This is a genomic window from Haloprofundus halobius (assembly GCF_020097835.1).
GTDB classification, from domain to species: domain Archaea; phylum Halobacteriota; class Halobacteria; order Halobacteriales; family Haloferacaceae; genus Haloprofundus; species Haloprofundus halobius.
The window spans coordinates 1,740,471-1,755,418 of sequence record NZ_CP083666.1 but is presented as its reverse complement, the minus strand read 5'-3'; the positions used below and the strand labels follow the sequence as shown (position 1 = coordinate 1,755,418).

Genomic DNA, 14,948 nt, shown 5'->3' with positions numbered 1-14,948 from the left:
CCGCCGTCGGTCGCTACCGACTCCGAACCGTCGGCGTCCTCGGGCGAGCGGTCGGCGTCGGCACCGCGAGTAGTTCGCTCCGCGTCTTCGTTCGTCCACGGTTCGATGTCCTGGTCGAAGGCCGCACGCGCGATGGCGTGCGCCGCCGTCGGGTTCGTCACGAACATGAAGACGAGCAGGAACACCGCCTTCACCGTCGACAGCTCCGCGCCGAAAACGAGCGCGACAGCGCCGAGACCCAGCACCGCGCCGAGTGTGTCGCTCTTGGAGGCGGCGTGCGTCCGCGTGTAGAGGTCGGGCAGGCGGAGCACGCCCACCGCCGCGACGAACGCGAAGAAGACGCCGCCGGCGAGCAGCGCGACGATAGCGAGTTCGACCGGCGTCATATGACGCCACCCCGTTCGACGGTGAACTTCGAGATGGCGATGCTCATCAGGAAGTTGAGCAGCGCGTAGACCAGCGCCACGTCGAGGAAGCCCGGTTCACCGAACGCCGCGGCCAGAAACGCGAGGATGACCACGGTGTTCGAACCGATGACGTTGACGGCGATGACGCGGTCCTGCATCGTCGGCCCCTTGGCGACGCGGTAGAGGACCACGACTGCGAGAGCGACGAACGCCGCCGCCGCGCCGAGTAGCGCGTCGGCGACGAACGGCGTGAGGTTCGCCGGGTCGGCAGCACCGGACGCGGCGGCGAGCGGAACGGCGTTCATCGGTCGACCCCGCCGTCGGTGACCACCGAGTCGTTCGGCGTCTCGGACACCTCTTCGCGCGTCGCGTCGCGTTCCTTCGGACTCGGGATTCGTGCGGCCGCCCGGCCGTAGAAGACGAAGCGGACGGCGCGTTCGAGCGCCCCGTCGAAGAGGTCTTCGCGGGCGGACCCGGTGAGCGAGTGGATGACGAACTCGCGCTGGCTGACCTCGACGGTCAGCGTCCCCGGCGTGAGCGTGATGCTGTTGGCGAGCGTCGTCGCCGGGAGGTCGTTCCAGACGGCGGCCTCGAACTGCACCATCTCCGGGTCGATGGGCAGTCGCGGATGGAGAATGACGTACGCCAGCGCGACGTTCGCTCTGGCGATCTCCCAGAGCAGATACGGCGTGTACAGAAGCAGTCGTCCGAGGACGCCCGGCAGTTGTCGGAGGTTCGGTTTCCCCTTCATCGCGATTTTCCCGAGAACGACCGTGACGACGGTGGCGCTTATCGCGCCCGTCACGTAGTCGAACGCGCCGCTGAATCCACCGAGAACGACGTAGAACAGGTACGACGCCCCGAAGACGAGCAGATACTGCGTCAGGCTCTCGCGGCCGACGAGCACGCCGCGACGCGTCGGTCGTTCGACCGGCGCTTCCTCGACGCTCAGTTCGGACTTCGTCAGTTCGTACTCCAGCGGGCGCAGCATCGGCGCGTTGCCGCCCGGCTGGTACTCCGGGTCGACGACGATGCGGTCGAGATCGTGCTCTCGCGCGTATTCGATGATGACGCGGGCGAAATCGGCCGGGCTGAACAGGTACTCGTCGGCGCCGACGACGGCCGTCTCGACATCGACGGCTGGTTCGGACCCGTCTTCGTCCTCGCCGAGGTCCTCCTCGGCCCACAGTTCGACGCGGTCGAGCAGTTCTTCGGCCTGTTCGAACTTCCCTGCGCGCGTCGGCTCTATCGCGCGCCACAACGCCGGATAGACGAAGTGAACGGTCGCGGACTGCTCGGACTCCGCAGCGCGTTCGCGGGCAGTTCGGACGGCGTAGGCAACGGTGTTTCGAAGCGTCGGCGACTCGCCGACCGGAACGAGCACCCGCGCGCCCGTCATTTCCTCAGCCGCCACTGTCTCTCCACTCCATTCGGCGACGGTGGGGAGGCCAACAGTCGCTCAAGCGTGTTCGACCCGTCATACTGGCTAATCGTATGAAGCGAGTAGCTGTTGACGCAAAACTATTCTTATCTCATTTCGCGTTCGAGGGATGTATCAGGTCGTCGGAGATACTGAATGCGGAGCGAGAGAAGCTCAGTTTTCGTCGAGTTCGGCCGCGAGTTCGTCGGCGACCCGCCCGCCGAGACCGGTTTTGTCACCCACGTACTCACCGACGACGCCGTCCTCTCGGACGAACAGTGCCCGCGTCGTCGACTCTCCCATTACGCTCGCGTCGTTGGCGACGACGAACGACAGCGACGCTCGGTCGAGGATACGCGTGGCTTCGTCGACCATCGACTCGTCGTCGCCGCTCGTCTCGGCTTTGAATCCGACGATGGGGAGGTTCGGGTGGGCGTCGCGGACGGTGTCGACGAGCTTCGGCGTCGGCGTCAGCTCGAGGGTTCGCGCCTCACCGGATCGGATCTTCTCCGCTGCGGCGTCGACGGTGAAATCGGAGATGGCGGCGGCGGAGACGAGGGCGTCCGCAGCGCTCTCATCGTCGCCGTCGCCACCGTTTCCGTCGGTGTCACCGGCGCAGGCGGCTTCGACCGCATCGAGCATCTCGGCGGCGCTCTCGACGCGTTCGACGGCGGCATAGAACACGTCGGGCCCGTCGTGGACGAGCGTCACGTCGGCGCCGCGGACGTAGCAGGCGCGGGCGACTTCGCGGCCGGTCCGCCCGGACGCGCGGTTGGTCAACAGGCGAATCGGGTCGATTCGCTCGCTCGTCGCGCCGCTGGTGACGACGACGTGAGTTCCCGACAGCGACTGCTCAGTTGTCACGCGCGCGACGTCGGTGACGATGGCCTCCTCGGTGGCTATCTTGGCTTTCCCCTCCTCTATTCGCGGGTCGACGAAGGAGACCCCCCACGACTCGACACGCTCGATGGCGTCGAGCACGCCGGGGTGATCGTACATCGGTTCGTGCATCGCAGGCGCGACGACGACGGGCATCCCAGCGCCGAGGGCGGTGGTCGCGCAGGTCGTCACCGGCGTGTCGTCGACGGCGGCAGCGATTTTCCCGACCGTGTTCGCCGTCGCGGGCGCGAGCAGCAGCACGTCCGCCCAGCCCTCGCGGCCGCAGAGTTCGACGTGTTCGACGCGGCCCGTGATCTCGGTGACGACGGAGTTCTCGGTGGCGAACTCGACGGCCCACGGGTGGAGGATGCCGCGGGCGCTGTCGGTCATTACGGCGCGGACGCTCGCACCCTGTCGCCGGAGTTCGTGGGCGAGTTCGACGACTTTGACCGCGGCGATGCTGCCCGACACCCCCAGCGCGACGTTGACTCCCTGAAGCATCTACCGGGGAGTCGGGGGCGGCGGTACATAGTCCTGTGCGGTTCACGACAGGTGACCCCTCGCTGGCACGAACGGTCGGCGTCTCGATTCGGTCCGGTTCGGTCTGGTTCGATGCGTTCGATGTGTGCGGTGTGGTTCGGTGTGGTTCGATGTGGTTCGACGCGACTCGACGCGACTCGACGCGACCCGGCGACTACACCGGTTTGCAAATGCTCCCGGTGAACGACACGTCCAGAACCGGTCGAGAGGTCCAGTTACGTAACCGGATAAACGTGTTTCGGTGGGCGAGGGACACCGGTTTACAAATGCTCCCCCGTTTCAGGGGCTACGAATCGTGAATTCGCACGTCGTGCCAGGAGTGCCCCATCGACTCGAACGCCTCGCGGACTTTCGAGCGGTCGACCTCGTCGGAGAACTCGAACTCGTAGTACTGGCCGCCTTTGATACCCTCGTTGTTGTCGTGGGAAGTGAGGAAGCCGAGCATCGCCAGTTTCGTCAGGTGGTTATACATCCCGCGCTGACTCAGCGGGTCCGCGGCGTAGCTCTCGGCGACGGCGCGGTACGCGCGGTGGACCTCCTTCACGCGCGCGGGCGTCGCGTCGGCCTTCGAGAGGTGGGCGACGGCGGCGAGCACGTAGCGCTTGTGCGCGTCCTGGTCGGTGATGGAGTCGACCATGTCGCCGTACTCCAGATCGTCTTTCGCCTCGTGGACGTTGGCTTCGAGGATGGACGTCCGGCCGTCGTTCTCGGCGATTTCGCCCGCGCGGCGCAGGAGATTGATGGCTTTTCGGGCGCTCCCGGAGGATTCACGGGTGGCGAGCGCCGCGCAGAGTGCGATGACGTCGTCGCCGTACGTCTCGTCGTAGAGCGCGCGGGAGGCGCGGTCGCGCAGAATCTCGCGTAGTTGCATCGCGTTGTAGGCCGGGAACTTGATTTCGGTCTCACAGAGCGTGTCCTTGACCTTCGGCGAGAGGTTCGACCGGAACGTGTAATCGTTCGAGATTCCGATGAGGCCGATTCGGGCGTTTTCGACCTTCTCGTTCGCCCGTGCGCGGGGGAGTTCGTAGAGGATGGTGTCGTCGGCACCGATGCGGTCGACCTCGTCGAGGATGACCAACACCGTGCCGCCGAGGGCGTCCATCTCCTCGTACAGCATCGAGTAGACGGCTTGCGGGGCGTAGCCGGTGGAGGCGATCATGTCCTTCGGCGGGCGGAGTTCGTTGACCAGCGCGATGGCGACCTGGTAGGAGGAGGTCCGCTCGCCGGTGGAGGTGAGGTTCTGGCAGTTCACCTTGACGATGGTGAGGTCGACGGGGGCAGTCGAATCGGCGGCATCGACGGCGTTGGCAGCGTCGGTAGTCTCGCCGTCGACGGCGGCGTTCGCCTCGTCGGCGTCGTCCGCGTCCTGCGTTCGTTCGTGCTTTCGCTCGATATCCTCGTTCTTCTGTCGGATGTCGTCTTCCAACTGCGTCGTGAGGTGGTTGGTCACGGCGGTCTTGCCGACACCGGTGTCGCCGTAGAGGAACGCGTTCTGGGGCGGTCGACCCTTGTAGATGGGCTTGAGGACGTTGATGTACTCCGTCATCACCTCGTCGCGACAGAGGATGGTGTCGGGCGTGTAGTCCTCTTCGAGAACCTCGATGTCGCGGAACACCTCGGCCTCGTCTTCGAAGATAGAGTCCGGTGCCATGGAGTATTCGTGCCTGCCGGGTGCCACCACTTAGTGCTTTGCAAATGCTTCACGTGTTTCAAGTGCTAGCCGCTTTCGGCCGACCATCGTCGCGAGCTGACTCGAGTAGAGAACGCTTGTCGACGGCCGAGCCCGTCGAACTCGACCATCGAACTCCGGCGACGAACTCAACTGTTGAGTCCGTTCGACAGCCGTCGAACGGTCGGGCTCGAATCGGGGGAGAGCGGTTTTCAAGTGTTCTCGGACGTCTCGGAACTTGCGACGGCGGTCGGACGGCGTAGCTGCCCACTCTCTCACACCAGTTTGCAAATGTTCCGTCTGCGAGAGGGGGTGGGGGCGTGAGCGCGAGTCGAGGTCGGAGGTCTCGGGCGAGAGCACGACCCGCGACCGATGAGAAGCCCGATGCTAACACTTGCCGTGGGACGTGTTATCGTGAGTCTCCGGACGAGATCTCTTTCTTATGATTATATCTTTCTAAACTAGTGTAGTGTAGTATAGAGTTTTCTCGCAAAACGGACGGACGTAGACGACCCCGAACATTTGCAAACTGGTGTGGTTCGGTCGACGATACGTCTCCTTTATATCGAAATGAGGGTTCTTCGTCCGTTCGGCAGCGAGACCACCCCCTCTCTCGCCGTCACGAACATTTGCAAACTGGTGTGGGAGGGTTACGTGGCTCCGAACGCCCGCTCGGATACTCGTCGACGCGGTTCCAATCGATCTTCTTCGCCGATCAGATCTGCTGTACGTTCTTCTTCGCTGACAAGGTCTGCCGCACTTTACTCGTCGACGAGACTCGGATGCGTCCGCTGTGATTCCGGATGCGGTTCGGCGAAGAACGTCTGCATCGTCTCCAGCGACTCGGCCTCACGCCGGCGTCGTTCGGCCTCGTCTATCTCCTCACAGCCCGGCGGCACCTCCCGACCACGGTCGGTGAAGTAGCCCTCCGGAGCGACCCAGTCGTTGTAGAACGGCGTCTCCGAGTCGTGGACCAGCGTAATCGCCGTCTGTGCGCCGTGACCTGCGGCGACGACCGCCTGGTGATAGCGCTCGGTCAGCCGTCCGGCGGCGTACAGTCCCTCGACGTTCGTCCGCCCAAGGCCGTCGTCGCCGATGTACGTCTTGCTTCCCGCGACTCGTAGGTCGACCCCGAGGCCGTCGAGATAACCGGTGTCGCTCCACGAGGCGGCGACGACGTACCTCGATTCGAGTTCCCCAACATCGTCGTCGCCGTCGACGGTCGCACGGAACCCGTCGTCGACGCGTCGAAGTCCAGTCACTCGACCGTCGACGAACGTAGAGCCGCTTCGCCGGGCCTGTCCGCGCTGCATCTCGCAGAACAGTCGGGAGTTGACGCCCGCCGGGAATCCGGGGACGTTCTCCAGATGCGCGTTCCGCTTGACTATCGAGTTGCCGTCGTCGACGACGACAGTATCGAGTCCGGCACGCGCAGTGAACGTCGCCGCGCTCAGTCCGGCGACGCCGCCGCCGACGACGAGCACGTCGTGGCGGCGGGTGTCGATGGTGTTCTCGATATCGGCCGTTTCGTCCGTCTCCGTTCCTCCGTCCGGGTTCGATGGTCCGCTCATGGTCTCTCGTAGTTCGGAGTGCGGTGAAGCCTCGTCGGTTTCGATTCGCTATCGGCGTCAGAACTCGCCGGCGACGATGTCGGCGACGCGCTGGCGGTCGAACAGCGTCTCCTCCGGTTCCTCGCCGAGTCCGGGGAACTCGCCGAACGTCTCGGGGTACTGCTGCTGGGCGAGCATCTCCGTCTGGAACAGATTGATGAGCGGCCCCTGTTCGGCGGTGCCACCGGGGTAGAGGTTCCCCTCCTTCACCGCGGTCAGTTCCCTCCCCACCTCGTGGTTCCGCATGGGTTCGACGAACTGCTCGGCGAACTCGTCGGCCTCGTACGTCACGCCCCAGTGGAAGACGATGATTTCGGGGTCGTACTCCAGGGCCGTCTCGTAGTCGACGAGTCCGTGTTCGCCGGTCTCGGCCCCCTCGAAGGCGTTTCGGATGCCGAGGTCGCGGTACTGCTTCATCTCGTACCCCTTCGCCGTCGGGTCCATTACGTACAGCTCGCCGTTCGCGGGGTCCGATCCGCCGTTCAGAAGGCCGATGCTCGGACGCTCGTTCTCCGGCGGGAGCGCGTCGGCGATTTCGGCCTGCACCTCGTCGTGCAACTCCGCGAACGCCTCGTAGCGCTCCTCGCGTTGGAACACCTGCGCCACCTTCTCGAACGCCTCGTACAGCGTGTAGAACTGGTAGGACTCGCCCCACGAGTCGTCGCGCTTGCGACGGTTGAAGTTCCCGACGAAGGGGGCGACGTTCTCGGCTATCTCCTCGGTGTCGGCGTCGTCCCACTCGAAGTACACCTTCGGGAGGTTCGGATCCATCAGGTGGACGTCGGCGTCCATCTCGTAGAACACCTCCTTGTCGACGTTCTCGCCGCCGCCCCTGATGTCGGTGACGCCGTCGAGACCGAACTCGAAGCCCGGCAGTTGGTCGTAGAACCGGCGGCTCAGAACGTCGAAGGAACCGTACTCGATGTCGGTTCCGACCATCCCGTCGCCGACGCCGAGCGCGACGCCCATGTCGCCGTAGCCGGACTTGTAGGACACCCACCGCTCGGGGACCGACTCGAACGTCACTTCTCCTGTCGGTTCCATCGAGACGGCGTAGGGGTCACCGTCGGAACCACCATTCGACCCATCCTCGGAGCCGTTCGAGGCTCCGACGGCGTCGTCGGTGGACCCACCACTCGAATCCGACTCGTCGCCGACACCGCCGACGCAGCCCGCGAGAACTGCACTACCTGCGACCGTCCCCCCGTATTTCAGAAACGTTCTACGACTCGACTGACTGTTTTCGACCATGGTTTTAGGCTCGCCTAATCCCTAGTTAAACGCTTTGGATTTTAGGCCACCCTAAAGCGTGTGGAATCGAAGCGGAAAACCGCTGTCCCGACAGTTCGACTCCACTCGACGCTACTCGTCCATCGCCTGGTGCGGCGAGATGTGCGGGCCGGTCGGGTGGTCGGCGTCGACGGTGGCTTCGACGCGGAACACGTCGCGCAGCAGTTCCTCGGTGACGACTTTTCGGGGCGGACCCCAGTCGTATAGCTCGCCGTCGCGCATGGCGACGAGGTTGTCCGCGAAGCGCGCGGCCTGGCCGATGTCGTGGAGGACGACGGCGACGGTGACGTCGCGTTCGCGGTTGAGCGTCCGGACGACCTCCATCACGCGCAACTGGTGGTGGAGGTCCAGATACGTCGTCGGCTCGTCGAGCAGCAACACGTCGGTGTCCTGTGCCAACACCATCGCAATCCACGCCAATTGCTTCTGGCCGCCGCTGAGGTTGCCGACCTGCGAGTCGCGGATGTGTTCGACGCCCGCCAGCGAGATGGCCTTCGAGACGGCCCTCTCGTCCTCTTCGTTGACCGTCTCGAAGAAACCGCGGTGCGGATAGCGGCCGTGGTAGACGAGTTCCTCGACGGTGAGACTGCTGGGCGCTTCGTTCTCCTGAGAGAGCAGGCCGAGCTTCTGTGCGAGCTCCTTCGTCCCGAACGTCTGCAGTTCGTGGCCGTCGAGGAGAACGCTGCCGCGCTCGGGTTCGAGTTGGTTCGACAGCGACCGCAGTAGCGTGCTCTTGCCGGAGCCGTTCGGGCCGACGAGGGCGGTCACCTCGCCCGCGGGGACGACGACCGAGTCGCACTCGACGACCGGTTCCGGCGTCGTCGGATAGCCGATGGCGAGGTTCTCGCCGACGAGCTCTGTTGCGTCGCTGGAGTCGGCCGCCTCGACCGTACCGGATTCGTCGGCGGAGGTAGCCGGGTCGGTTGTGTCCGCGTTCGCCCCCGAGTCGGCGGGTTCGGTGCCGTTCGTCCGATTCGACGCTGCGGAGTTCGTCGGGACGTTCGAGTCCACCATCAGATCTCACCCAGTTGCTGTTTCTTGCGCATGAGATAGAGGAAGTAGGGGCCGCCAACGAGGCCGGTGACAATTCCGACCGGAATCTGCGCCGGATTGAGCGCGAGGCGCGCACCCACGTCCGCGCCAACCATCAGCGCGGGACCGGCGAACGCACAGCCGACGACCAGTCGGCGGTAGTCGCTGCCGACGATGTTGCGGACGATGTGCGGGACGACGAGGCCGACGAAGCCGACGATACCGGCGACGGCGATGGCGGCGCTGGCGGCGAGAATCGCGACGCCCGACAGCGCGAAGCGGACGCGCTCGACGGACATCCCGAGCGCCTGCGCCGTCTTCTCGCCGAGCAGCAGGACGTTCAACTGTCGGGACCCAGCGACGGCGAGCACTAGCGAGAGCACCGTCCACGGCAGCGCCATCCGGACCTGTTCCCAGTCGGTTCCCGTCAGAGAACCCGTCGTCCACGCGATGGCGCTCTGGACGACGCCGATGTCGCTGGCGAAAAAGAAGATGGCCGTCTGCAGCGATCCGAAGATGGTCGAGACGATGACGCCCGCGAGGACGAGACGCACCGGACTGGTCCCGTTCTTCCACGCGATGCCGTAGACGATGACGAACGCGAGCGTCCCACCGAGCGCGGCGAGAATCGGCAGGTAGGCCGCCAGCCCGGTGAAGAAGACGAGCGTGAGCAGAATCGCAAGCCCCGCGCCCGAACTGACGCCGAGGATGTACGGCGAGGCGAGTTCGTTTCGCGTCACGGCCTGAAATATCGCCCCCGAGACGGCGAGGTTCGCGCCGACCAGCGCGCCGACGACGACGCGCGGGAGTCTGATGTTCCAGACGATGAGCGTCTCTCTCGTTAGCTCCGGCGCGGCGGCCTCGAAGCCGAACGCACCCGCGACCGACTCCGCGACGCCTTCGCCCAAGAAGAACTGCAACAGGAGGTACGGACTCGTCAGAACGGTGGGGTCGAACACCGCGCGCCACGCCTGTGCGATAGTCATCGAGTACGTCCCGAAACTCACCTGCACGAGCGCCGCGAGCACGACGACGACGAGACTGGCCACCGCCAACGTGACGAGCGAGGAGTTCACCCATCCGAAGCGGGTTCGTTTCGCCGCGTTCCCGTGCTCGCTCGTCTGCGTGTCGCTCGCCATCTATCGAACGCTCCTTTCGACTCCGCCGGAGCGGGCCCACCGATCGGGAGTGCGCCCACCAATCGGGCGCCTGCCCGTCGACCGTTCCCGGTCTCGCGTACCGGCCACTCTCGGACGTTTCATGTCCCAAACTGGTGTCTCGCCGGTTCAAAAGAACTTCGATTTTTAGGATTGCCTAAAAAGGTTTGTGTCCGTCAGTCCGACGTCTCGTCCGGTCGGTGCTCGACGGCGACGAACTCCAGCAACGGTGCGAGTTCGGCGCAGTCGACGAGTTCGAGCGTCCGCTGGTCCTCCTCGTAGTCGACGACGTCGATGCGAGCGAGTTTCGGGACGTGGTTGTGGTACAGACTCGCGTACGCTTCTCTGTAGGCGTCCTCGGATTCGTCGGCGACGGGCGCACCCGTCTCCCTCTCGGCGACGACGCAGGCGAGTTCGGCGAGTGCCACGGAGCCGTCCGCCTCGGAGAGATAGTCGACGACCCAGAGACGACGCTTGTCGCTCAGCGCGTCGAACAGTTCTACTGCGCGTCCGTCGCGAATTCCGGACGCAAGCGCCCTCTCGGTGGGCTCTCCGACGTCGCCGTTCATGTTTATATACACTACCTATTCCCTTTTAAAACCCGCCCCGGAATCCGAACACAACGTCGGACAACTATCTTCGACGTTGAATATCACTATCGAATGTAATTCAGGACACCGAACTAGAGACACTCGGTAGCGGCGATTATTACCTGTTTTCCTGACAGTAACTCTATCAAATATAAGTATCCGGAGATGTATGTACGCGACAACCGTGACACGCATCTGCCAGCCGTTTCGATTGCGTCATCTTTCGCCGACCAGCCGTCTCACAGTTGGAGCACATCGATGAGCGACGACGACGCCGACTCCGGTAGTTCGGGCCTGGTCTCTACCGTCTCCCTCGACGAGTACGGAACGGTGACGGAGGCCGTCGTTACCACGATTGCGACGATAGAAGGCGTCACGACCCACGAACTCCCGCCGCTGCGGACGTACCTCGACGCCGACGCGCTCGACAACCTCTTCGCGCGACGGCGCCAGGCCACGGAGTCGAAGGTTCGAATCGGCTTCATCTACCTCGATTACGAAGTCGTCGTCACCGGCGACGGGGACCTGACCGTCTTCGAGTTGGATGGCGTCGAACGCGGGGGACGCGTCGGCCCCGGCGTCGAGAGCACCGCCGCCGCGTCGCGAATCGCAGACACCGTCTACGACGCGCCGTCGGACGAGAACGAGTGATACTTTCGGGAGCGAGTGACGCTCTCGGGAACGAATGACACTCTCGGGAGCGCGACCCACGGAGTGAGGGCTGGAGGGGGGAGGAGAGAGAAGCGAGCAAACGGGGGAGAGCAGTGCGCGGTCCGGTCGGCGTCCGCGCCTCCTTTCGGATGCCTCAACCGGAGATGGCGTCCGACACGGCGCTCCGGTCGAAGAGGTCACCCTCGAACGTCTCCGGGAAGAAGTCCTTCGCGGCGCGTTCGAGCGTGAACAGGTGCTGAATCGGCCCCTGGTAGATGGGGCCGCCGCGGAACACCATCTCGTTTTGGACGGCGGTCAGTTCGCTCGCGACGTCGTGGTTCTGCATGAACGACAGAACCGTGTTCGCGAACTCGTCAGCGGTCTTGTCCTCGTGTCCGCGGACGAGCAGGACGTCGGGGTCGACTTCGAGCATCGTCTCGTAGTCGATGGTGCCGCGGTCGCTCGTCGAGAGGCCGTCGACGCCGGTGCCTTCGAGCGCGTCACCGATACCGAGGTCGTGGAACTGCTTCTTGTTCGTCCCCTCGTCGGTGAGACGGTACGGGGAGAACTCCTCGGGTTCGTCGCCCGCGCCGAAGGTCAAGAGCGCGTTCGGCCGCTCTCCCTCCGGCGGCAGTTCGGACTGTACCGACTCGACGTAGTCGTCGTGCACCGATTTGAACTGCTGGTAGCGTTCCTCCTGCTGGAACACCTGTGCGACCTTCTCGAACGCCTCGTACATCGTGTAGTACTCGTAGTCGTGCCACTCGGTGTCGGTCCGCCGGAAGATGGTGTTGCCGATAAAGGGCGCGACGTTCTCGTCGAGTTCGTCGATGTCCGCCTGCTCCAGACCGAACCCGGAGCCGCTTATCAGCCAGTTCGGGTCGACGAGGTGGACGTCGGCGTTCAGTTCGTAGAGCAGTTCCTTGTCTATCTGCGACCCGTCGCCGAGCAACTGCGTCAGCGATCCGCTGTCGACGCTCACGCCGTCGAGTTCGTCGTAGTAGCGGGTGTAGTAGCGCGGTTTGTTGCCGACGGCGAGCAGTCCGTCGGCCTGCCCGAGCGCGACGCCCATGTCGGCGTAGCCCGCCTCGTAGACGAGCCACTTTTCCGGAACGGAGTCGAACGTCACGTCGCCGACGGGTGCCATCGAGACGGTGTACGACCCGCTCTCACCGTTCTCCGTTCCCGTCTCCGAGCCGTTCCCCGTCGACTCCTCGGTTCCCGAAGCGTCGCCGGACGTACCCGTCCCCTCCGCGGGCGTCGACTCGTCCGAGGTGTCCGAACAGCCAGCGAGTGCCGTCACGAGCGCACCCGCGCCGAGGCCGAGATACTTTCGTCGTCGCATATCTGTTTAGGTTCGCCTAAATCAGATAAAAGCGTCGATTGTTAGGCACGCCTAAATGAGTGTCAGTAACACGGTATACACGACCACGGTTCAGATGAACGCGATACACACGACCACGATACGCCGAACGCGGTACGTACGACCATGCTCGCGGTCCCGGCGGTACCCGGCCACACGACGGCTACACCGGCCACCGGGCGGATACGCGTCGAAACACACGGCTCCGCAACGCTTACCCCGTCGGCTCTACATCTGTTGTCGTGGACGAGATAGCCGTCTCGACGGTCGTCTACCTCCCGTCCGAGGAGGTGTACGAGTTCCTCGTCGATTTCCCCAGATACGCGAACTACTCGAAGTACCTCACCGACGTGCGTGCCGATGGCGACGGCGTGCCGGGGACGGAGTACGCGCTCCGGTTCGAGTGGTGGAAACTGAGTTACACCGCCCACTCGGAGGTGACGGAACTCGACCCGCCGAATCGCATCGAGTGGCGACTCACGAAGACCATCGACGCGGAGGGCCGCTGGCTCGTCGAGCCGCTGGAGGAACTCCCCGAGAACGCGCCGCCGGACGCCGAGACGGCGTGCCGCGTGCTGTTCGAGGTCGAGTTCGACCCCGACAGCGCCCACGGAGCGCTGGACCTCCCGATGTTCGTCTCCTTCGACTGGGTCATCGACAAGATAAAACCGCTCGTCGTCAAGGAGGCCGAACGCGTCGTCGAACGCGTCGTCACCGATCTCGAAGGCCGGGAGCGCTCGGTGACGCTCACCGTCCGCGAACGGCCGAGCGGCGTGTGAGCGCGTCTCGGACTGGGATGTGGGCACGCACCGAACCGGTGCGTGAGCGCGCACCGACCCGGCGTCGACCGACCGCCGCGCGTTCTCCAGAAGAAAAGACAAATGTAGGCGGACGACGGTCGAGTGATATGAACAGAGGTGAGGGTGCGCCGTGCGCGTAATCATCATCGGCGCCGGTCAGGTCGGCGAAAGCATCGCTTCGGACCTCGACGGGAGCCACGAGGTAATCGTCGTCGAGCGGGACGCCAACCGCGTCGACGACCTGACGTACTCGCTGGACGTGCTCGCCGTTCAGGGCGACGGAACCTCGCTGTCGGTGCTCCGAGACGCCGGTATCGACGAAGCGGACATGCTCATCGCGACGACCGACAACGACGAGACGAACATCGTCGCCTGCGCGACGGCGAAAGCCGTCAGCGACGCGTTCACCGTCGCGCGCGTGAAGAACACCGAACATCTCCGCACGTGGCAGCAGTCCGGCGACGCCTTCGGCATCGACTTCATGGTCTGTACCAACCTGCTCGCCGCCGAGGCCATCGTCCGAATCATCGGCCTCCCGGCCGCCCGCGACGTCGACCCGTTCGCCGAGGGTCGCGTCCAGATGGCGGAGTTCGAGGTGAGCGCCGACAGTCCGGTCGCCGACCAGACTGTGCGCGAGGCCGACCGCTTCGACTCGTTGACGTTCGCAGCCATCCTCCGAAACGGCGAGGTCGTCATCCCCCGCGGGGAGTCGGTCATCGGCGCCGGCGACCGAGTCGTCGTCATCGGCAGCCCCGAGAGCGTGCAGGCGTTCTCGGACGCGCTCGTCCCCGCCGAGTCGCCGGGGTCGCCCGAGGAGGTCGTCATCGTCGGGGGGAGCGAAGTCGGCTTCCACGTCGCCCGACTCCTCGAGGAACGCGGTCTCCGCCCCCGCCTCATCGAGTACGACGCCGACCGGGCGCGCCGTCTCGCCGAGGAACTGCCGGGGACCATCGTGATGGAGAGCGACGCGACGAACGCCGAGTTCCTCGAACGCGAACACGTCGGCGACGCCGACGTCGTCGTCTCCGCGCTCGACTCCGACGAGAAGAACCTCCTCGTTTCGCTTCTCTCCACTCGCCTCGGCGCGGGCCGGACGGTGGCGGTCATCGACACGCCCGCGTACGTCGAACTGTTCGAGACGGTCGGCGTCGACGTGGGGCTGAACCCCCGCGAGGTCGTCGCCGAGGAGATAACCCGCTTCACTCACGAGGGCGGCGCGGAGAACGTCGCGCTCATCGAGAGCGACAAGGCGGAGGTCCTCGAAATCGAGGTCGACAACGACAGCGTCCTCGTGGGCCGACCCATTAAGGAGGTCATGACGGAACTGCCCACTGGCGTCGTTGTCGGTGCCATCACCCGTCACGACGAGTTCGTCACGCCGCGCGGAGACACCGTCGTCGAACCCGGCGACCACGTCGTCGTCTTCGTCGATATCGAGGTACTCGACGACGTGACGCCGAAGCTCTGAGCGGCGTCGCCCCGTCGCCGAGCGACTCGCAGCGCTGTGTTCTCATCCGATCCGTCGGCGTTTCACTACGTT

The 14,948-nt window shown here is 64.8% G+C and carries 13 protein-coding genes and 1 pseudogene; 3 read left to right on the top strand and 11 right to left on the bottom strand.

The genetic code is table 11. The features are described from left to right. Window positions 1-77 precede the first annotated feature (77 nt). The 10 genes and pseudogenes from mnhG to LAQ74_RS09130 form a co-directional block, all read right to left on the bottom strand. A pseudogene (gene mnhG, locus LAQ74_RS09175) lies at window positions 78-386 on the bottom strand (monovalent cation/H(+) antiporter subunit G); the annotation flags it as partial. Further along, entirely contained in the window at window positions 383-712 is a 330-nt protein-coding gene (locus tag LAQ74_RS09170; RefSeq protein WP_224332249.1) for a cation:proton antiporter, read from the bottom strand. The pseudogene mnhG and the gene LAQ74_RS09170, both read right to left, overlap by 4 nt. Next, the gene (locus LAQ74_RS09165; protein WP_425498527.1) at window positions 709-1,806 is read right to left on the bottom strand and encodes a monovalent cation/H+ antiporter subunit E; all 1,098 of its coding nucleotides are present in this window, start codon (window positions 1,804-1,806) and stop codon (window positions 709-711) included. The genes LAQ74_RS09170 and LAQ74_RS09165 overlap by 4 nt, the downstream gene beginning before the upstream one ends. 195 nt (window positions 1,807-2,001) lie before the next feature. Further along, window positions 2,002-3,207 carry a bifunctional phosphopantothenoylcysteine decarboxylase/phosphopantothenate--cysteine ligase CoaBC gene (gene coaBC, locus LAQ74_RS09160; protein WP_224332247.1) on the bottom strand — a complete coding sequence of 402 codons (1,206 nt, stop codon included), beginning with the start codon at window positions 3,205-3,207 and terminating at the stop codon, window positions 2,002-2,004. Window positions 3,208-3,532: 325 nt separating this feature from the next. Continuing rightward, a complete protein-coding gene (locus LAQ74_RS09155; protein ID WP_224332246.1) occupies window positions 3,533-4,897 on the bottom strand; it encodes a Cdc6/Cdc18 family protein in 1,365 nt (454 codons plus the stop codon). A 779-nt stretch (window positions 4,898-5,676) separates the two neighbouring features. After that, entirely contained in the window at window positions 5,677-6,486 is an 810-nt protein-coding gene (locus tag LAQ74_RS09150; RefSeq protein ID WP_224332245.1) for an FAD-dependent oxidoreductase, read from the bottom strand. A gap of 57 nt (window positions 6,487-6,543) precedes the next feature. Then, window positions 6,544-7,776 carry an ABC transporter substrate-binding protein gene (locus tag LAQ74_RS09145; protein WP_224332244.1) on the bottom strand — a complete coding sequence of 411 codons (1,233 nt, stop codon included), beginning with the start codon at window positions 7,774-7,776 and terminating at the stop codon, window positions 6,544-6,546. Window positions 7,777-7,887: 111 nt separating this feature from the next. Next, window positions 7,888-8,829, bottom strand: a complete 942-nt coding sequence (locus LAQ74_RS09140) for an ABC transporter ATP-binding protein (RefSeq protein ID WP_224332243.1) — start codon at window positions 8,827-8,829, stop codon at window positions 7,888-7,890. After that, on the bottom strand, window positions 8,829-9,986 hold the full coding sequence (locus LAQ74_RS09135; protein WP_224332242.1) for a FecCD family ABC transporter permease: 1,158 nt from the start codon (window positions 9,984-9,986) through the stop codon (window positions 8,829-8,831). The genes LAQ74_RS09140 and LAQ74_RS09135 overlap by 1 nt, the downstream gene beginning before the upstream one ends. A 194-nt stretch (window positions 9,987-10,180) precedes the next feature. Further along, entirely contained in the window at window positions 10,181-10,573 is a 393-nt protein-coding gene (locus tag LAQ74_RS09130) for a DUF7344 domain-containing protein (RefSeq protein WP_224332241.1), read from the bottom strand. A 279-nt stretch (window positions 10,574-10,852) separates the two neighbouring features. Between LAQ74_RS09130 and LAQ74_RS09125 the strand changes: the two genes are divergently transcribed. After that, window positions 10,853-11,245 carry a HalOD1 output domain-containing protein gene (locus LAQ74_RS09125; RefSeq protein WP_224332240.1) on the top strand — a complete coding sequence of 131 codons (393 nt, stop codon included), beginning with the start codon at window positions 10,853-10,855 and terminating at the stop codon, window positions 11,243-11,245. A 154-nt stretch (window positions 11,246-11,399) separates the two neighbouring features. On the opposite strand, the gene LAQ74_RS09120 is transcribed toward LAQ74_RS09125, so the two are convergent. After that, the gene (locus LAQ74_RS09120) at window positions 11,400-12,590 is read right to left on the bottom strand and encodes an ABC transporter substrate-binding protein (RefSeq protein WP_224332239.1); all 1,191 of its coding nucleotides are present in this window, start codon (window positions 12,588-12,590) and stop codon (window positions 11,400-11,402) included. 260 nt (window positions 12,591-12,850) lie between these two features. Between LAQ74_RS09120 and LAQ74_RS09115 the strand changes: the two genes are divergently transcribed. Next, entirely contained in the window at window positions 12,851-13,387 is a 537-nt protein-coding gene (locus LAQ74_RS09115) for a type II toxin-antitoxin system RatA family toxin (RefSeq protein ID WP_224332238.1), read from the top strand. A gap of 151 nt (window positions 13,388-13,538) precedes the next feature. After that, complete coding sequence (gene trkA, locus LAQ74_RS09110) at window positions 13,539-14,876, top strand: Trk system potassium transporter TrkA (RefSeq protein WP_224332237.1); 1,338 nt, start codon at window positions 13,539-13,541, stop codon at window positions 14,874-14,876. The last annotated feature ends 72 nt before the right edge of the window (window positions 14,877-14,948 follow it).